This window comes from Caballeronia sp. KNU42 (assembly GCF_053760385.1).
This window is the reverse complement of sequence record NZ_CM132390.1, coordinates 398,950-417,822: the sequence shown is the minus strand read 5'-3', so window position 1 is coordinate 417,822 and position 18,873 is coordinate 398,950. Positions and strand designations below refer to the sequence as shown.

Annotated in this window: 15 protein-coding genes; 7 read left to right on the top strand and 8 right to left on the bottom strand. The window is 57.4% G+C overall.

What is annotated here, in order from left to right; translation table 11 throughout:
* The first annotated feature begins 42 nt into the window (after window positions 1-42).
* Window positions 43-927 (top strand): sugar phosphate isomerase/epimerase family protein, encoded by an 885-nt coding sequence (locus tag ACSOSP_RS33255; protein WP_455314908.1) that lies wholly within the window; start codon window positions 43-45, stop codon window positions 925-927.
* 105 nt (window positions 928-1,032) lie between these two features.
* Here the strand turns inward: ACSOSP_RS33255 and ACSOSP_RS33250 are convergent, their stop codons facing one another.
* Window positions 1,033-1,899 (bottom strand): sugar phosphate isomerase/epimerase family protein, encoded by an 867-nt coding sequence (locus ACSOSP_RS33250; RefSeq protein ID WP_455314907.1) that lies wholly within the window; start codon window positions 1,897-1,899, stop codon window positions 1,033-1,035.
* A gap of 205 nt (window positions 1,900-2,104) precedes the next feature.
* Window positions 2,105-2,353, bottom strand: coding sequence for a hypothetical protein (locus ACSOSP_RS33245; RefSeq protein ID WP_455314906.1), 249 nt, complete (start codon window positions 2,351-2,353; stop codon window positions 2,105-2,107).
* 213 nt (window positions 2,354-2,566) lie between these two features.
* Here ACSOSP_RS33245 and ACSOSP_RS33240 point away from each other — a divergent pair, with 213 nt between their 5' ends.
* Window positions 2,567-2,842 carry a hypothetical protein gene (locus tag ACSOSP_RS33240; RefSeq protein WP_455314905.1) on the top strand — a complete coding sequence of 92 codons (276 nt, stop codon included), beginning with the start codon at window positions 2,567-2,569 and terminating at the stop codon, window positions 2,840-2,842.
* Window positions 2,843-2,846: 4 nt separating this feature from the next.
* Here the strand turns inward: ACSOSP_RS33240 and ACSOSP_RS33235 are convergent, their stop codons facing one another.
* From ACSOSP_RS33235 to ACSOSP_RS33210, 6 genes are all read right to left on the bottom strand, one after another.
* Window positions 2,847-3,632, bottom strand: a complete 786-nt coding sequence (locus ACSOSP_RS33235; protein WP_455314904.1) for an XRE family transcriptional regulator — start codon at window positions 3,630-3,632, stop codon at window positions 2,847-2,849.
* 194 nt (window positions 3,633-3,826) lie between these two features.
* Window positions 3,827-4,948, bottom strand: a complete 1,122-nt coding sequence (locus ACSOSP_RS33230) for a Gfo/Idh/MocA family protein (RefSeq protein ID WP_455315404.1) — start codon at window positions 4,946-4,948, stop codon at window positions 3,827-3,829.
* Window positions 4,949-5,354: 406 nt separating this feature from the next.
* Window positions 5,355-7,160, bottom strand: coding sequence for a thiamine pyrophosphate-binding protein (locus tag ACSOSP_RS33225; RefSeq protein ID WP_455314903.1), 1,806 nt, complete (start codon window positions 7,158-7,160; stop codon window positions 5,355-5,357).
* A gap of 147 nt (window positions 7,161-7,307) precedes the next feature.
* Window positions 7,308-8,834: a GMC family oxidoreductase gene (locus ACSOSP_RS33220; RefSeq protein ID WP_455314902.1), complete on the bottom strand. Its 1,527-nt coding sequence runs from the start codon at window positions 8,832-8,834 to the stop codon at window positions 7,308-7,310.
* A gap of 195 nt (window positions 8,835-9,029) precedes the next feature.
* A complete protein-coding gene (locus ACSOSP_RS33215; protein WP_455314901.1) occupies window positions 9,030-10,208 on the bottom strand; it encodes an MFS transporter in 1,179 nt (392 codons plus the stop codon).
* A gap of 259 nt (window positions 10,209-10,467) precedes the next feature.
* Window positions 10,468-11,595: a porin gene (locus ACSOSP_RS33210; protein WP_455314900.1), complete on the bottom strand. Its 1,128-nt coding sequence runs from the start codon at window positions 11,593-11,595 to the stop codon at window positions 10,468-10,470.
* Between the two features lie 427 nt (window positions 11,596-12,022).
* Between ACSOSP_RS33210 and ACSOSP_RS33205 the strand changes: the two genes are divergently transcribed.
* The 5 genes from ACSOSP_RS33205 (at window position 12,023) to ACSOSP_RS33185 (ending at window position 18,701) form a co-directional block, all read left to right on the top strand.
* Window positions 12,023-13,726 (top strand): GMC family oxidoreductase, encoded by a 1,704-nt coding sequence (locus ACSOSP_RS33205; RefSeq protein WP_455314899.1) that lies wholly within the window; start codon window positions 12,023-12,025, stop codon window positions 13,724-13,726.
* 576 nt (window positions 13,727-14,302) lie between these two features.
* A complete protein-coding gene (locus ACSOSP_RS33200) occupies window positions 14,303-15,403 on the top strand; it encodes an ABC transporter ATP-binding protein (protein ID WP_455314898.1) in 1,101 nt (366 codons plus the stop codon).
* A gap of 54 nt (window positions 15,404-15,457) precedes the next feature.
* On the top strand, window positions 15,458-16,825 hold the full coding sequence (locus ACSOSP_RS33195) for an ABC transporter substrate-binding protein (RefSeq protein WP_455314897.1): 1,368 nt from the start codon (window positions 15,458-15,460) through the stop codon (window positions 16,823-16,825).
* 61 nt (window positions 16,826-16,886) lie between these two features.
* Window positions 16,887-17,792 carry a carbohydrate ABC transporter permease gene (locus ACSOSP_RS33190; protein ID WP_455314896.1) on the top strand — a complete coding sequence of 302 codons (906 nt, stop codon included), beginning with the start codon at window positions 16,887-16,889 and terminating at the stop codon, window positions 17,790-17,792.
* Window positions 17,793-17,915: 123 nt separating this feature from the next.
* Window positions 17,916-18,701 (top strand): carbohydrate ABC transporter permease, encoded by a 786-nt coding sequence (locus ACSOSP_RS33185; protein WP_455314895.1) that lies wholly within the window; start codon window positions 17,916-17,918, stop codon window positions 18,699-18,701.
* The last annotated feature ends 172 nt before the right edge of the window (window positions 18,702-18,873 follow it).

The following is an 18,873-nucleotide window of genomic DNA, read 5'->3' as shown; positions in this document are numbered from 1 at the left end:
TGGGTGTGATTCCTCAAGCCACCGTATCTATTGGAGTCAAAGGTGTTTCCTGACAAAAACCGTATTACGTTCAATACCACAGTCGCGAAACATTCGACGTTGGTGATGGAACTTGATATCGCACGCAGCGCGGGTTACACGGCGGTAGAAATAACGCAGGACAAGGTACGAAAATATCTCGATGCGGGCTATTCGGTCGATGACCTGCGCCGCGAGCTCGACGGCTTCATGGTCCAAGGAATTGGCGCCCTTGTCGACATCGAACGTCAGGGCACTGCTGAGAAGGAACTCTCCCGGGAGGCGGATAAGCTCTTCATGTTGGCTGATGCCATTGGGGCCAAGGGCGTTCAGATTGTCTCGGGGCCGTTGGACGTTCAGGCGGTCATTGATTTCAACAAGAACGGGTATTCGAAGCGTTACACGGGCCTCCTCCAGCATTCTCACGATGACCAGGTGAAGCTGACCGTGAAGAACCTCGCAGCAATTGCTGGCCGAGCTCGTGACTATGGCTTGACCGTGTACCTTGAGGCGCTTTCATGGGCCCCGCTCAGTTCTCTGGAGCAGCAAATAGATATCGTACGGCGAGCCGGTTGCGATAACTTGAAGCTTGTTATCGACTTCTGGCATTGCTACACGTCGGGAGCAACGCCGGAACAGCTCTCGAAGGTTGACCGAGATTACATCTATGGCGTGCATGTGTGCGACTCCTTGCCATATCCGGGTGGCGTACCGCTGGAGCCAATCTTGCGGGATGTGCAAACAGGAAGCGGGGTGTTGAACCTGCGAGATTGGACGGACGCTGTGAAGGCGACGGGCTTCGAGGGCTGGTGGTGCAGCGAGACATTCTGCAAGAAGCAGCAGCAAGGCAACAGCTATGCAGTCGCAAAGGAATTGAAGCGCCAACTTGAAACGCTCGTCTTCAGTTGACGCATCGGAAGAAGCCCGTGGCAGCATCACACAGGCTTCTTCCATTTATCCTATGTGCTTGATCATGACGAACCTGTAAAAATGATCTCGCACCACGCGCGTATATCAAGCCGAATCGAACTGGGCGATGGTCGTATCGAAGGCGTGCCTGGCGCGTACGTCGACGGGTGCTTTACGAAGGAAGTCCGAGAGAATCTCCACCCCCCAATACTTTTGGTGGAATCCGGCTGTTTTCACGGCGTCGATGAAGGATGGGCAGTTGAATTCGCCCTCGCCACATGCCTTGCGGTGATACACCGAGTCGTGCATCAACGTGCCGATTGCGATTGCGTTAGCGTCGTTGAGCTCAACTCCCTTGATAAGGCTGGCAGGGACTGCGGCAACATCTTCGTAGGTAGTGCCGCTGCGGACTACGTGCCAGATATCGATGATAAGGCCACCATTTTCCCGGTTACCGCCTTGTACGATAGGGAGTGCGTCTGCAAGACTTGCAACCTTGCAGAACGGCATGAATTCAAGTCCGACCGTCGCGTCGATCGTGCCGAAGTCATCGCAGAGCTTCCCGAACTCGTCGGCCATCTGGTTGTGGTTCGTGGGAGAGAGATCAAGATGGCTGACTCCGACCTTTAGATTGCACATTCCCAATTCGCCACCGAACTCCAGGAATTCTCGACGTGCGCGGTCAGATGCTTTGCGGCGGTCGTCGGTCGTGTACCAGTCCATCAGGATTTCGAGTTCGAAGAATTCGAGGCCGTTGTCTTTCAGAATGCGTCGAACTCCGGGTGCACCGTATTTCTGTACGCTGTAGCGGCAATCGTCCAGGCTTAACCCAATGCCCTTCCAGCCAGCCTTGGAAGCGGCTTCAGCGCGCACAGCGAGGCTATCCGGGCTGATCCATTGCGCGTCGTCGGGGTTGGTGTCGCCCGCAATCGTCCAGAATGCTGCGAGCAATTTAATGTCTTTGCCGGTCATGTCGTTCAAACCTTGAAGGTAGTTTCGTTCTATCAACCGCCCGAGCACCTGGTTATCTGCGCGAGGCCCGTTATGTCACGGGAGCGGGCAGAGAGCTTCCTATTAAGCCGGGCTATGGTGGGCGTCTTTGCATTTACTTCTCGCGGTCAGATCGAGCTCATGTCTTTCTGACTAATCGCCGCACTGCACGGCGTCTGGTGAGGATTTAATCATCGAGCTTCCCGATATCGAGGCCAAAGCGGCTAAGGGTGACCGCTTCAACATCCAACGGCGTGTTGCGCGTCAGATAGGCAGTCAGGGTAAGTACCATTGCAGCAATCAAAAGCCGTCTCATGTCTCGTATGCTGATCGTACCGTTTTGGCGTACCACTTCGGCGTACCACTTCGGCATCGCGGCCGCTGCGGATGTGGTTTTGATGTTCGCCCCTTGCTTCCCCCAAGTATTTGGCTTCAAAACTTCTGCCGCAACTTCGCAAGGCGGTCGCGCAGTGACGCAAACTGGCGCAGGACAGCGGGTTCCCTGGGTGACCTGTCAGTGACCGGGTAATCCACGGAGGAGCCGCGTCAATCCGCGCACGTCTGCGAGGGATTGCGAAGTTGATCCGCGAGTTTCAGCGTAGGAGACTCCTTCTCACCTTGCTACAGTCATGCACCTAGGAGAAGAGATATGGATCCCTTGCCTATTGCCGGTAACTTGTCGCTCTATGCGTTGTTCAGGCAGGCTGTTCCAGAGACGGTGCTTGGCTCGTTCGCCGCGATTGTCGTTATCGGGCTGTTTCTTTCGCTGGTGGCTGTTTGGCTCTGGTTCTGGCGGCCGGACGAATATCAGGCGAGTGCGATGGAAAAACTTGGTGATGCTACGGATCTTGCGCTCGCTGAATCTGGCAGCCCTGTGGTCGACACACGAGTAACCGAAAAAACGAGCAACCCCGCGAGCCGTTGAGTGCTCATCCCTCGCCGCCCCATAGGATTGTCGAATTGTCACCCGCCATGTATTCCCGAACTTCTAATGGCAGTGACGAATCACTAGGCAAAAGAACCGTCGCGTTCTCCAGATGCTTCTTCTTGATCTTGCCTTTATCGCAGAAACCAAACGCGAGTCTCGTCGAGAATGGCTGCCGGTAGGAGGATGAGGCAACGCCAGAAACCAGGCCATACAAGTAGCGGATAGGCCGACGGTGCTGCGGCGTCAATATGGAGAAGGTGAGTTCGTTTTGTTGCTGACCTTCGAAGTCGACCATGAAGATTCGGTCCCCAATCAGGAAGCAGAAACCGTAGTACGTGAACGAATAGCCCGTTTTGCCGCTCCCGTCCAGCAGCGGGAATCGTTCTACGGTGACGTGCTGGATCGTCGACTCGGCCTCGTAGATACACGTGACTGACCGGAGAATGCGCCCTTTGTAGATGGAGGAGTTGTGGTAACGATAGTACACGCCCAGATAATCACGCAGAGGCTCGACTGACGCTTTCGCAAATGGCAGAAAGGTCGCGAACTGTGACGACGAGCGAAGTCCCATGGGCAATTCGCTCTCGAAACCTTCATAGAACTGTTTGAAGTCGGCTGGCTGACGGTAAAGGTCAGGGACCTCCATCATGAAGTGCCGCGATATCTTCTGAAGCACCTTGTGCGAGGGCGCATGCTGACCGGCAAGGTATTTGTTGAACTGTTGCCGGTTGATGTCGAGGCTACGGCACAGACCGGCCACTGAGCTGCATGACTCGACGAGCAGCACAAGGTTCTTTTGAAGATTGGTGCGGTCTTGCGGTCGGTCCATAAGCGTGGCGGCAATCGAGAGTGGAGGGAGGCGCCATCAGGGTGGCGTGCGGCGTTCACACCCCAACATATCCAATCATGGAGTGCGCCGCAAGGTGCTCGTCAAAACGGGGCCACAGCGATGGGCGGTTGGGGTGAAATTTGGCCGGCCTTCTAGCGAATAGTCACTTTCGAACCACCACCTGCATGGCTGCGAAGCGCCGCTTCCACGAAGCGCATGCCTTCGACACCGTCGTTGACGTCAGTCAGCAAAGCGCTGGAAGCCGGAATCGGGTTATTTTCAAGCTTGGCTGCAATTTGAAGGGCCGCGTCCCGGTAAAGCTGCGCAAACGCCTCGAAAAATCCCTCGGGATGACCGGCGGGAAAGCGGGCCGCATGGTCCGCGGCGGGGCTATGGGCGCGTCCCTTTGTCAGCCGGACGGTGTTTCCATTGAGCGGCGTGTGCCAGAGGAAGTCGGGATGCTCTTGATCGAAGGCAATGGAGCCCTTTGTCCCATATACGCGCAGGCGCAAAGCGTTTCCCTCGCCGGCGGCAATTTGGCTGGCAATCAGGTTGCCGCGCGCGCCGGATTCATAGAAGAGCGTGGCTTGCACATGGTCGTCAACCCGGCGGCCGGGGACCATGGAGGCGACGTCAGCTGACAGTTTGTCCGGAAGCATTCCGGCCACGAAGCTTGCCAAATGATACGCATGGGTTCCAATATCGCCGAGGCAACCCCCTGCGCCGGTGCGGTTCGGGTCCGTACGCCATTCGGCTTGTCGGTTGCCATGCAGCTCGACGGGCTCTGTAAGCCAGTCTTGAACGTACTCCACGGCGATGAAGCGGACATCGCCCAGTTCTCCTGCCGCGACGAGTTCCTTCGCGTGACGCGTCATCGGATATCCCGAGTAGGTGTATGTCACGGCGAGAAGCTTGTCTTGACGTTGTGCCAGGTCGCGCATTTCGATGGCTTCAGCCAGCGACATCGCGAGTGGCTTATCGCAAATCACGTGGATTCCTGCCTCGAGGAACGCCTTCGCGACGGGAGCGTGCAGATGATTCGGGGTAACAATAGCAACCGCGTCGATACCGTCGGGACGCTGAGCTTCCGCTGCGGCCATTTCACGATAATCCGTATAAATACGCGACGGATCGAGGAAGAGCGCGCGACCGCTCTCCCGGGCTCTTTTTTCATCTGATGATAAAGCGCCGGCGACAAACTCGTAACAATCATCGAGCCGGGCTGCGAGCCGATGCACCCAACCAATGTAGCCGCCTTGGCCACCGCCCACCATCCCAAGTCGTAGTCGACGATTCATTTCATCCCTCAACAATAAGAATTCAAGGAGCTAGCAAATCAACGGCACGAGCTGCGTGGGACAAATGCCCCCTTCAGCCGTTAATTGGCCCATCTTGCTAGAACGGCATGCACGCGATGAACTGTCGGCCGCGCCGGCGCCATCGATATAGATTTCAATTTGAAACTGGCAGGCAAGGACGCAGCGACACGATTTACCGCGTGAGAGAACCGTGAGGTGAGGCACCCGCGAGCGATCCGGGATTCTCAAGTCGCTTGGCCGACACCTACATCGAGAGCAGGAGGCTTCAGCGCCTCGAATCGAAACTGTGCGCCCATGAATGAGAGGTGCGAAACGGCGTGGCCCGTTGCGCATGCTCTCTCATCGGTGGCCTGACGAGCTATCAGAAGCCGCGGCCTTCGACGTACTTGTCGCGGAGTTCGCCGAGGTAGGCCGGAACGGTGATGTCCCACCAACCGGTCGGATGCATGTTGCTATAAGGCCGCTCGATCGCACAAATCGCTTCGACCACATACGGCTTGCCCGACTGAATCGCGCGCTGCAGCGCGGCGCCGATTTGACGCGGGTCTTCCACACGTTCGCCTTCGGCGCCAAGTGATTTCGCAAAATTCGTGATATGGGCCGACCACGGTGCGCCGTCCGGCGTCTTGAAGCCGGTGATGATTTCACGGTCTTCGCCGAACATGTTGAGCTGCAGGTTACGGATAGCGCCCCAGCCGCCATTGTTGATGATGAGGAACACCGCCGGGATGCCCATCATGACAGCCGTCGCCAGCTCCTGACCCGTTTGCAGGAAAGCGCCGTCGCCGCAAACTGCGACTACAGGCTGGTTCGGCGCACCCAGCTTCGCACCGATGGCTGCAGGCAGCGCGAAGCCGATGCCCGAGAAGCCACCCGGCGTGATGTGCTGCTTTGCACCGTAGACCGGGAACTCGTTGAACACCTGGTTTTGCGGATTGCTTGAATCCGTGACGACAATAGTATTGCGCGGCAGCACTTTGCGGGCTTCAAACAGAACCTGCGAGACAGTCATTGGCGAGTGGTTGCATTCGCGCAACGGCCGCAGGTGCTCCAGCCATTCAGCCTTGAGTCCCTGAAGGCGTTTGAATTGTGGCGCATTCTGGTAGTCCCGCGGCTTGGCGAGGTCGCGCATTTCATCGAGCAGCGCGGACAGGATAGCCCTTGCGTCACCGACGATGCCGACTTCGGCCGGATAGTTCTTGCCAATTTCGAAGCCGTCGATGTCAACCTGGATGAGCTTCGTCTTCGGAATGTCGAACGTAACGCCTGGGCGGTACGACGACGTGATGCGGTCACTAAAGCGGCAGCCAATGGACAGGATGACGTCCGCTTCACGTGTCATCGCGTTGCCGGGAATGGAGCCAAGGTCGCCGCAGGGCCAGGCGTACAGCGGATGGTCTTCCGAGATGGAGCCTTTGCCCATGAACGAGGTCGTGACCGCTGCGCCAACGTATTCAGCGATAGCAACGAGAAGCTCGGTCGCTTCAGCTGCAATCACACCGCCGCCTGCGAGGATAACGGGACGCTCGGCGGACAGCAGCAGCTTGGCGGCTTTGCTGATGTCAACCGGGTCGCCATGCAGGCGCCCGTGCGAGCGGTGGGTCTGCGGCGCCGGCAGTTCAACGAGAGCCGATTCAGCCTGCAGGTCTTGCGGAAGATTGATGAGTGCGGGACCGCGACGGCCCTCGAGCATGACGTTGAACGCTTGCGTCATCACGCCAGGAATTTGCGCCACATGGCTCGGCTGCCACCAGCGCTTGACGACCGGTTCAGCCATGCGCGGGAAGTTGTCGCCGTGCGGACGGTCGATTTCTTGCAGCACGCCTTTGCCGGTCATGTACGTGTGAACGCCGCCGGTAATCAGCAACTGCGGAAACGAGTCAGCGAACGCGGTTGCAACGCCCGTGAGCGTGTTCGTGGCGCCGGGTCCAATCGACGAACACACTGCCGCGATCTGGCCGGTCGCACGATAGTAGCCGTCGGCCATGTGCGAGGCGCCTTGCTCGTGCATCGCCGGGACGAGGGTGATCTCCTTCTGACGGTCCACAAACGCATCGAGCAGGGCTGTATTGCCGTGACCCGGGATGCCAAACGTGTAAGGCACCTTTTCGCGGATGAGATACTCGACGACAATTTGACCGCCGGTCATTTCTTTCTTTTCAGCCATTTAATCGCTCCTTTGCATGGCAATTTGATACAGATGCGCGCGTTTGCGCGACACAGGTTACGTTTTCTGTTTCTCGGCTAAAACCGGGCTAAATCTCGGCTGAACCAAGCCTGGCCAGCCTGTTTGCACAACGCCTCTTGAGGCTTGTCATGCGGCGTGTTGTGAGGTCGTTCGGAAGTCTTCCTTGAGCATGTGGTCGGCTGCGCGCAGACCCTGCGCTACGATGGTCAGCGCCGGATTTACCGCGGCAGAGGACGGCATGAATGAAGCGTCAACGACAAACAGGTTTTCGTGTCGATGGCTGCGGCAGTATGCGTCGATGGCGCTAGTAGCAGGGTCGGCGCCAAATTTGACGGTGCCGCACTGGTGCGATGTCGAGTGACGAATCAGCGGCTTCACCAGAACAATGGGATATCCCGCTTTCTTCAAAAGCGAGGTCAGTTTCTCAACGAGGCGATGATGGGGCTTCAGGTTGTTGCGCTTGATCGCGAGCTGGACCTTCCCGTCACGAAGAACGATACGATTCTCCGGGTCGGGCAAGTCCTCTGAGAAAGCAATCCAGTCCATGCTGTGCCGGGCCATTGTCGACCCAACCGCTTTAGGCAGGAATGGCACGTTTGCGGATAGCATGCCGCCCTGAAGCTTGCCAAGCATCTGGGCGTGCCCGAGAGGGAAGCGGTAATCGCCGTCGCCAAAGTAAAACTGATTGAGCGCAAGCGTCTTCTGGAAGACGGTATCGTTCGTTTCAAATGACAAACCCATCAATGCGGTCTGGTTATGCGCCATGTAGTGGCGGCCAACAACGCCAGAGTCATTTGCGACCCCGTGGGGCGCGGTATCGCAGGCGGAGCGCAGAAGCAGTGCTGTGCTGTTGATCGCCCCGCACGATACGACGACAACCCCTGCGCGCAGAATCTCGACGTGCCCGTTGCGCATGACCTCCACGGCCTCGACACGTCCGCCATCGGTGCTGAGCAGAAGCCTTTGGACATAACAATTCGTTAGGATTTCTACGCGACCCGTCGCGAGAGCGGGTTGAATCAGGGCCGTTTCCGCGTCGTACTTGGCGCCCAGCTTGCACGGAAATCCATCGCACGTCTTGCAGCGGATACATTGACCCTTCGGGCCATAGTCGATGGCTTCCGGAAGCGCAGACGTGCTCGCGCCATGACGACGCATGGTGTCGGCCATCCGCTGAACGAGCGGCTCGGACGTGAGCTTGGGTGAGGGATAAGGTTTGCTGCGCCACGGTGCGCTTGGGTCGCCGCTGTCGTCCCCATGGACATCAAAGAGGGATTCGGCTTCGCAGTAGTACGGTTCCATGTCGGCGTAGCTGATCGGCCACGCCGGTGAAATACCTTCCTCGTGTTCGAGCAAGCCAAAGTCTTCTTCGCGAAAGCGTATCATGCTGCCGCCGTAGAACTTGGTGCAGCCGCCAACGTTGTAGTAAATGTTGGGGCGGAACTCATTGCCTTGCCCGTCCAGCCAGCTGTCGTGGGCGGTGTATTTTTTCTCGTGGAATACGGACGCGACGCTCCAATTGTCTGCTTCACGGGGAACCCAGTCGCCCCGTTCGAGCACCAAAACGTTCACCCCGTTTTCGGCGAGGCGGCGTGCGACAGTGCCGCCGCCGACTCCGCTGCCGATTACGATGACGTCGTGATTTTTTTGCATGATGACTTCGCGTATGTAGGGTCTGGCGGTTTGAACTGCTTCACTGCGTCGCGGATTGAGCAGATGTCGCCAGTATTTGCGTCCATTAACTTCCGCTCAATTTCGCAATCACATTGAAACTGACGCAATCTGACGCAGTAGGATGTAGTGGTTTCGCCCTGGAGCGCGTTTTTCCCGCAGAAGTGCGCCGTGACCTCAAGCTCGTGCGTCAGTGCGCTGGTGCTTGGGGACGATGTTCGCGGCGAGGCAAACCAGTACAAGCAGGACCGCGAGAAGTCCGAACGCTGCAGATAAACCCACTCCGTGAGCGATAAAGCCGATGGCTGCAGGTCCGGTCAACGTACCCGCGTATCCGAGCGTCGCAGTCGCCGCAATGGCATGTTGCGACGACATGGATTTGTTGGCGCCCGCAGCTGAATAAAGAATCGGAACGATATTGGCGCAGCCAACGCCCATCAGTGCGAAGCCGGCAATGGTGAGGGTCGCTTCGGGCGCGAAAACCGCCAATGCAACGCCCGCGGCGCCGAGGGCGCTTCCCATGCGCACCACGCGTCGCGCTCCCAGCGTTGCAGCGATCCGGTCACCCGCGAGTCTCATCGCCGTCATGGTGCCGGCGAAGACCGCGTATCCGATGCCGGCCTGCGCTGCCGGCATTGCCTTGGAGCCGGACAGCAAGAGGGCACTCCAATCGAGCATCGCGCCTTCGACCAACAGCAGCATGAGGCACATGCTTCCGAGCAGTAGCACACTCCCACGCGGCAGGACAAGCGACGAGCCGTGTGCCTGGGTCTTCTCGCTCAGGAAATGCCGCCCGAACAGGGCGAGTGCAATCACGAGCGCAGAGGCGGCAGCCATTGCCGTAGCGGCTGGCGTAACGCCTGCTGACAGAGCGGCCGCAGCACTCCCGGAGCCTGCAAGGCCGCCAATACTGTAGAGCGCGTGAAAGCCGGACATCATGCGTCGTCCTGAACGCTGTTCGACAGCGATGGCGTGAACGTTCATTGCAACGTCCATCGTTCCAATTGCGCCGCCAAATACTGCCAGTACCATTCCGGTGAGGTAAAGGCCATGCACCGAGCCCAACAAAGTGAGCATTGCCGCGGCTACCACCATGGATGAATTGATGACGCGCCGACAGCCGAACCTGATGACGAGGCTTCCACAGCTGAGCATCGCGAGGATTGAGCCGACACCCAGGCAAAGAAGAAGGCAACCCAAAGTTGCCTCGTTGATTGCAAGCCTGTTTTTGACGAACGGTACCAGTGGCGCCCAGGCCGCTACTGCGAAGCCTGCCGCGAAGAATGCGCCTCTGGTTGCATGTTGTTGCCAAGCTGTTACGGAGGGTCTGGAATTGGCGAAACCGCAGGATGTCATCGACTCGCGTTCCTGTGTGGAGTGATTCGTGAGATTTGATTGACGGCCAACAAATTAACTTGGCAACCCTTAACTTGGCAACCCATAAGACAACGCATCAACGTCAAGTCCGGGAAAAAATTATTCGACGCGGCCGGCCGCAGAAATCCACGAATGCTGCTCGAAGACAACGTCAATCGCTAAAATCTTTGTAGAGCTATGTAAGTGAAAATAAAAACGCCAGATGCGACGACGCCGCATGTGGCGATAAGAGCGCGCGTCAGAAGCGATGGCGAATGCCGGCCACAGTCAGCACCTGGTAGCTCGCGCCAGAATTGACGTCATAGGACCCAATGACCGCCTGTGCCGCGCCCAGTCCGTTCTGCCCGCTGGCATGCTGGTATGCGGCAATAGCGAACAAATCTGTGCGTTTGCTCAGCAGATAGTCGACTCCGAGATTGACCTGGTGATACTTGGCGGATGAGTCGCCGGTCGACCTGGTGTAGTTATAGCCGACAGTCGTCTGAAAGTCCGGCGCTACTTGCCAGCTTGCGAAGACTGAACCGTTTTGGTATTTCTCCGACCGGGTGAAAGTCGATGCGCCATCGGGCGCGTAGTCCGAGTAACTATATGCAGCGCCGAATGTCACTGGCGCTATGACATACTGCGCGGCGACACGTGTAATGCTGACCGAGTTCGCCGATGCGTACGCAGAGTTGATTGCGCTGTTAAAGAGGGAGTCCGAGGCCGAAACGCCGCGAGTAGAAAGCGTCGGGTTACCGTTGTTTATATGGAGATAGCCCGCCGCAAGTGAGAGGGGACCCTGCACGTAAGATGCAGCGCCGGAATACACCTGACCAGAGCCGGTAGAACCCGCGACACCGCCAAAGGAATACATCGCTTCGAGCGTGACGCCGCCCCACACGGGACTCGTCCATTTGACGGCATTGTTAAACCGGGCGCTGCTGTCGTAGTTGTCGACGTCTCCGGGTGTTGCCCAAATTCCGCTGAAGAAGTCGCCGGTGATGGGCTGAACGAGGTCGGAGGTTGGGTCGTACTGCCGGCCCAAAGTGACAGCGCCCCATGTCGGCGCGGACAGACCCACCCACGCTTGCCGGCCGAACAGTTTTCCTCCTTCGTTGATCTTTCCGGAGCCAAGGTCGAATCCGTTTTCGATATCGAAGTTCGCACTCATTCCGCCACCCAGGTCTTCCGTACCTTTGAGTCCCCATTCATTCTCGGAGACGTTGCCGGTGGACATTTTCCATTGGGAGCTCTGGCCTCCACTGTTATGAATATAGCCAACCGCGACGTCAAGAATCCCGTAAAGCGTGATGCTGCTCTGCGCGTGAGCGTTGAGGCTGGATGCCAGGCCGAGTGCGGCTGCCAGCGCGGTAAGTTTCCTCATGTCTGCTTCCTGTCGTGTGCAAGTTGTAGTTAGGTATGCTGCTATTTGTGGTGTTGCGGTGGAGGTGTTGTAAAGCGCTACGCCGTCGGCCGCGGGGCGCCCGTTGCGTGATTAGCAGTGTTGGCAGCCATAAATCCAGGCTCAATTTCGCAGGACCGAAAAATGGACTCGCATACTGACGCACCCAGTGCGTCATGAAGAAGCTTTGGATCGCGAAGCTATGCGAAAGACCGCGGAATGGAACTAGAAGGTGTTTGCAAGCAACATTGTGGGAGTTGCGAATCGCCCCCGGTGTTGCACGACATGAGCGAACCTGCCCGCAGGTTCGTGAACGTATGAGATTCGATGCCAAAGAGCAGGGGAGCAGGCGTAGAGCGAACCAGTGCGCTCTAACTCGCAGGAATCGCAGATGCAATGAGGAGATGTGATGCAGGTAGAGAAGATCGAGAGGAAGGGAGCAAGACGCTCCGTTGGTAGCTACGACTACATTATTGTTGGTGCGGGAACGGCGGGATGTGTCGTGGCGAGCCGCCTCTCTGAAGACGCTGACGTTTCAGTCTTGCTTCTCGAGGCCGGTGGCGCCGACGACTATCATTGGATACACGTGCCAGTGGGCTATCTCTATTGCATCGGCAACCCACGCACCGATTGGTGCATGAAGACAGAAGCGCAGGCCGGACTGAATGGTCGCGCGCTTTCTTATCCGCGTGGCCGTGTCCTCGGTGGCTGCTCGTCCATCAACGGCATGATTTACATGAGAGGGCAGCGCGAGGACTACGACGAATGGGCCAACCGCACTGGAGACTCATCGTGGAATTGGGAATCGGTCCTGCCGGTCTTTCGCGATAGCGAGGACTATCACGGCGGTGCCAGTGACGCGCATGGAAGAGGTGGCCCGTGGCGTGTCGAGAAGCAGCGTCTCAAGTGGGAAATTCTCGAAGAATTTGCACGTGCTGCGCAAGAAACCGGCATCCCTTTTACCGATGACTTCAATCGCGGGAACAACGCAGGCGTCGGTTATTTCGATGTGAATCAAAAGAGCGGCGTCCGCTGGAACGCATCCAAGGCGTTTCTGCGCCCCGCATTGAAGCGCCCCAACTTGAAGGTCATGACGGGCGCTTTGACGCAGCGCCTGACTTTCGACGGCAACCGGTGTAGCGGCGTCCATTTCGAGGTAAACGGGGAGAATCTGAGTGCGTCCGCAAATCATGAAGTCATTGTTAGCGCAGGTGCGGTCAATTCGCCCAAGCTGCTGGAGTTATCCGGTATAGGCGATGGCACACGACTGAAGCAGTTTGGCATTGATGTCGTGAGCAATCTTGCGGGCGTTGGAGAGAACCTTCAGGATCACCTGCAACTCCGCATGGCTTACCGCGTTTCCGGGGCGAAGACGCTCAATACGCTCAGCGCGCATTGGTGGGGAAAGCTTGCAATTGGCATGGAATACGTTCTTAAGCGCAGCGGCCCAATGGCAATGGCGCCGTCGCAGTTGGGCGTGTTCGCCAATTCCGGGACGGATTGCGCTACTGCGCGTCCGGATATCCAATATCATGTCCAGCCGCTTTCCCTTGAAAAGTTTGGTGAACCCTTGCACCCGTTCGACGCCTTCACAGCGTCGGTTTGCCAGTTGCGACCTTCGTCGCGAGGCACGATTCACATCGCATCTCCCGACGCGTCGGTCGCGCCCATCATCGCGCCGAACTATCTGTCGACTGAGTACGATAAGAAAGTCGCGGTGAACGCACTCAAGTACACACGTCGTATCGTTTCCGCGAGTGCCCTCCAAAAGTACGAGCCCGAGGAGATACTTCCTGGCGTGCAATACCAGACTGACGACGAACTGATTCACGCTGCGGGGAATGTTGGCACGACCATTTTTCACCCGGTGGGGACTTGCCAGATGGGACGCAAGGGCGAGGCAGGTGCTGTTGTCGACTCGCGCCTGCGGGTCTTTGGAGTCGTCGGACTGCGTGTCGTTGACGCCTCAATCATGCCGACGATTACATCGGGAAATACCAACTCGCCAACGGTGATGATTGCCGAGAAGGGGAGCCGAATGCTTAAGCAAGACAGAAAGGCTGTAAAGCCAATCAACGTTTTGCAAATGCCTGTTGGCAGCACTGCTGCCTGATTGTTGTCGCCAGGCGACTCATTAAGGCGACTATCTTTTTACCACGCGTGAGGCTCCGACGAGACTCTTGGCGCAGGACCTCGGTCCTGCGTTTTTTTTTGGCCTTTTGAACCGTGAAGGTCGGGGTGAACTGCAACAAAGCCGCACCGCTTGAATTCAGGGCCTTGCACCTGGCGCACGCATTCTTATCGGGATCTTGTCTGTGGGCTCTTACAAAGCCCGTCGCAAGATGGTCCGAAGACATCGCGTACGGGTAAGTCCCATTCGCACTTCATTATCAGAGCCTTGCGCTGTGTTGAGCGCTACCCGAAGGCGGCAACCCGTCAACCACGGGCTCGTTCAGCGGAAATGTAAGCGAGTGCGGGCGGCGCAGCAGCAGTTGCCGAAACACATTGCGTCAGTTCGCGTCAGGTTTGGACTGGTTGCGAAATTGAGGCAGACATTTTGGATGCTGAAACTGCATTCACATTGAACCGTTTCCCCGCCCAGTGTGACGACCTCTTAGCGAGTTCCTCATCCGAAGGGTCCACAGGGGGACGTTCGCATCACTCCACTCTCTTAAGCGGGACCAGCGCAATGGCATCGATAAAATTCGAGCACGTCTATAAGACCTTCGGTGAAACCAACGTCGTATCGGACCTCAACCTGGATGTCGAGGACGGCGAGTTTCTCGTTTTCGTTGGACCGTCGGGCTGTGGAAAATCGACCACCCTGCGCATGCTGGCCGGACTCGAAAGTCCGACCGATGGCCGAATTTCGATTGGGAATAAAGATGTGACGGCGCTGCCTCCCGGACGACGCGACATTGCGATGGTTTTTCAAAGCTACGCGCTTTACCCGCACATGTCGATTTACAAGAACCTCGCGTTTGGGATGGAGGTGCGCAAGGCGAGTCCCAAGGAGATCGAGAAGCGTATCCGAGAGGTTGCCGCCATGTTGAAACTCGACAGCCTGCTTTCGCGAAGCCCCGCCGAGCTCTCCGGAGGCCAGCGCCAACGTGTTGCGCTCGGACGCGCGATGATTCGCGAGCCGCGACTCTTCCTGCTTGATGAGCCGCTTTCGAATCTCGATGCGGCGTTGCGCAGTCACATGCGCAGCGAGATCTCCGACTTGCAGCGCCGTCTCGGCACCACGATGGTGTACGTCACCCATGACCAGGTCGAAGCGATGTCGATGGGGCACCGCATCGCCGTTTTCTCCGGAGGCAAGCTCCTCCAGATCGATACGCCCGAGCGGCTCTACCGGCGCCCTGTGGACCGATACGTTGCAACCTTCATCGGCTCACCGCGCATGAACATCGCCTCCAGCAAAATCAGTCTCGCGTCGTCCGATGCCGACTGCCTCGCTCTTGGTGCGAAATTTCGCCTGCCGCCGGCTCAACGGGTTGAATTCAACGGGTCATTGCCTTCGAACATCGAGGTGGGCATCCGGCCGGACGATCTCCATTGGGTCAAGGATGCGCCCGCACGATGTGGGGTTCGGACATCGGGTGTTGTCGAGGCCATCGAGACGACGGGTTCAGAGAACTTCGTGCGCGTTGCGATCAACGGATCCACGGTTGATGCGCGATTCCCGGGCTTTTCGCCTGTGGCGCTCGGCGAACGGGTGGACCTCGTGTTCGACCCGGCAGATCTTCACTATTTCGATGCGAATACAGGCAAGAGTCTCCGTCACTAAATGCGGGGCGAAAGCGTAGGTTGATTTTCAACAATAGACGATAGGAGTCCGGCAATGCGTTGTTTTGTTCGCAGCAAGAAGTTGGCAGCAGTGGCGTCGGCGATGTTTGCCTCCAGTTCGCTTCTCTGCAATGTCGCCCAGGCAGACACCGTTCTCAGACTGGCCTATGGGTCCGAGTATGTGATGGTGACGCCGGAAATCACGACGAAGTTTTGGGGCGATATCAAGACTGATTTCGAAAAGTCCCACCCTGGCGTTACGGTCCAGCTCGTTCCGATTCCGGGAGGTTTTGACGACATCGTGACCAAGGTCAGCATGTCCTATGGCAACTCAGGTGCGGCTCCGGATGTCGCCCAATTGCCAGCCCAGGAGATGGCGCAATGGGCGGCGAGCGGCTACCTCTTGCCGCTTAACCAATACGTTGCAACAGCACCTTGGTGGAAGGACGTGCCGGATGCGGTGAAGCAGGAGGGCACCACTGGCAAAGACGTGATTGGTATTAGCCAGGGGGTCAACACGTCAGGACTGCTCTATGACCGTCAGATTTTCCAGAAGGCAGGGCTCCCCGCTGACTGGAAACCGAAGAACTGGCAGGACGTCTTTGACGCCGCGCGAAAGATCAAGAAGTCGGATCCGAACGTATGGCCGTTGTGGGCGATAACGGGCCCCGCAGGCGGTACGTCCGCGCTGGTCGAAGGCGCCGCCAATTTGCTTATGGCATCGAGTGACCCGACGATCAAGGACGCGTCGGGGAAGTGGGCCGTCGATACAAAGGGTATCCGCGATGTCTTGAACTTCTATCACCAGGCGTCCGTAGAAGGGCTACTCGCTCCGTCGTCTTTGATTCTCAACGCCAATTCGCCTGCGCTTGCGACACCGGAATTCCCGAAACATCACATTGGTATCGGGCTTGTCGGAAATTACGTACCCGCAGCCTGGAGCAAGTCGATGTGCGCGCCGTGCTGGCCGGAGGCCCAGAAATTCATTAGCTTCGCACCACTACCTACTGTTACTGGCGGTGGCGTCGGCTATGCAAGCGCATTCGGCGGCTGGGACCTTTCCATATACAAGAAGTCCGCGCATCCCGACTTGGCCTGGCAGCTCGTTTCGTTGATCGTTGGCAAGAAATATCTTGTGCCAGGCGCGAACGGGACGGGCTTCGTTCCCCCGCAGACCGCCTACTGGACGGATAAGGAATACACCGAGCTTGCGCCGCCTTATCAAGAACAATTCGGCAAGCTGCTAGCCGTTGCGAAAAGCGTCCCTGCTGACCCTGAGTATCCGCTTTGGGCTCATGCACTTGAAGCGGCGACTGAAGCGTTGGTTTTGAAGCCGAAGATGAGCGTGGACGACGCTGTTCGCATGATGAAGAGTGAACTTTCGAACCAGCTCGGTAACGACAAGTTGATGGCCGCGCGATAGTCTGTGCGGTTCGCTGGCTGCCTCATCGGGCAGCCAGCGTATGTTCTGGAGAGTTTTGACAATGAATCAGACCACGTTTCGCCCTGTGAGCCTGGTGCTGCTTGCGCCTGCGGCCATCCTCCTGCTTTCGCTGTTAGCGCTGCCGATTGTCTACGCTATCTACCTCGGATTTACCAATCTCCAGCTTATCGGACCACACGCAGAAAATTACTGGTTCACTGGGCTTGATAATGTCCAAAAGCTGCTGAGCGACGACGTCTTCACGAGTTCGCTCTGGAAGACCGTGGTGTTTGTCGTCGGTTCAGGTGCGTTTGGTGCAACGGTTCTCGGGCTCGCGCTGGCACTGCTGTTGCAAAAGGCAAGCGGCGTGGTCGGCAAGGCTGTGTCCGGGCTGGCTATTCTCGCGTGGAACTTGCCGCCTATTACGATTGCCGTCATCTGGTATGCGGCGACGACAAGCGGCGGTACATTCCCGCGCATCCTGGGCGATGCAAATCACGACCTGCTCTACACCTACCCGATGCTGGTGGTCTCCATTGCGAATGTCTGGTCGCTCGCCGGGCTATCGATGATCATGTTCTCGGCCGCTTTGCGAAGCATTCCGACCGAGATGGTCGAGGCGGCGATACTTGAGAACGCGAGTGCGACCCAGAGATTGTTTCGCCTCACGCTACCGATGCTCAAGCCGACCATCCTGATGTCCGCGCTCCTGATGACGCTGTTGACCTTCGCGAATTTCACGCTGGTTTATTTGATGACCGGCGGAGGCCCCGACAATCAGACCAATATCCTGCCCATCTACTCGTACCTGCAAGGCTTCAAATTCCATCGATTGGGTTACAGCGCACTTCTTGGGAACGTGATTGTGCTGCTGTCGTCGGCGCTTGGATTGGCCTTCGTGCTCATCGCCCGCCAATATCGTCCGGGGCAGGTTCGAAAGAACAAGCTTAAGACCATTCCCGCCTAACCTGTTGGAAACAGCATCATGAAGGAACACAGAATGGAACTGTCTGCTCAAAAGATCGCGGGAGACTCCGCGCCTCCTGCAGCGCGCGTCAAGCGACGGGCCGAACCGGTGTCCGGCAGGCTATTGGCCAACGTCATTTTGTTGCTTATCGGCGCGTACTTCGTCATCCCTGTCTTGTGGCTTGCGGTGGGCGCGGTGGACAAACACGCGGGTTGGCAAATTCAGCTGCCGGCGCTGACTCTGGACAATTTCGTCGATGCCCTGTCGCACGGAAACGCGCAAGCACTCTGGAACAGCGTGATTGTTTCAACCATAGCGGCAATCGTTTCGACGGGAGCAGGAACCTTGGCCGCCTACTCGTTTTCGCGACATCGTATTCCATGGAAAGGCCCCATTTTGCTTGGCATCCTATTCCTGTCGGGCGTGCCCGTTACGATTCTTATCGTGCCGGTCTACAAGATGTTTGCGCGGTACGACATGCTTTCCATAGTCCCGACAGCGGTGCTTTTGGGTGTTACGTCGCTGCCGTTCGCCATCTACCTCATCAAGAATACTATTGACGCGATTCCGCGAGACCTTGAAGAAGCAGCATGCATGGAGCAGGCGGGCACCTTCCGCATTCTTCGCTCGGTCATCGTTCCGCTGGCGATGCCAGGCATTGCATCTGCAGCCATCTTCAGCTTCGTCAATGCCTGGGGAAACTTCCTCATTCCGATCGTGTTGATTGCTGATCAATCGAGCCAACCCGCGCCCATTGCTATCTATAGCTTTATCGGCTCTGCCACGATTCGATACGGACAAATTGCCGCTTTCTCGATCGTTTATTCGATGCCCGTCATCGCCCTCTACTTCGTGATGTCGCGTTATTTCAAAGGCGGATTCTCGCTAGGCGGCGCCGTACGTGGTTGATTAAAGCGTAACGTCTTGCGTCGGCCAATGTCGCTGGTGGCCGCCGCAGGAGGCAACGGTGGGGTTGTAGAGTCCGTTGGATGCGGATGATGCGCTCAGTGCGTCGGAGTGCGTCGCGAATCGGTCCGGTGCGAAATTGAATTGAGTTTTTTGAGCGCGAATACTGGTGCGC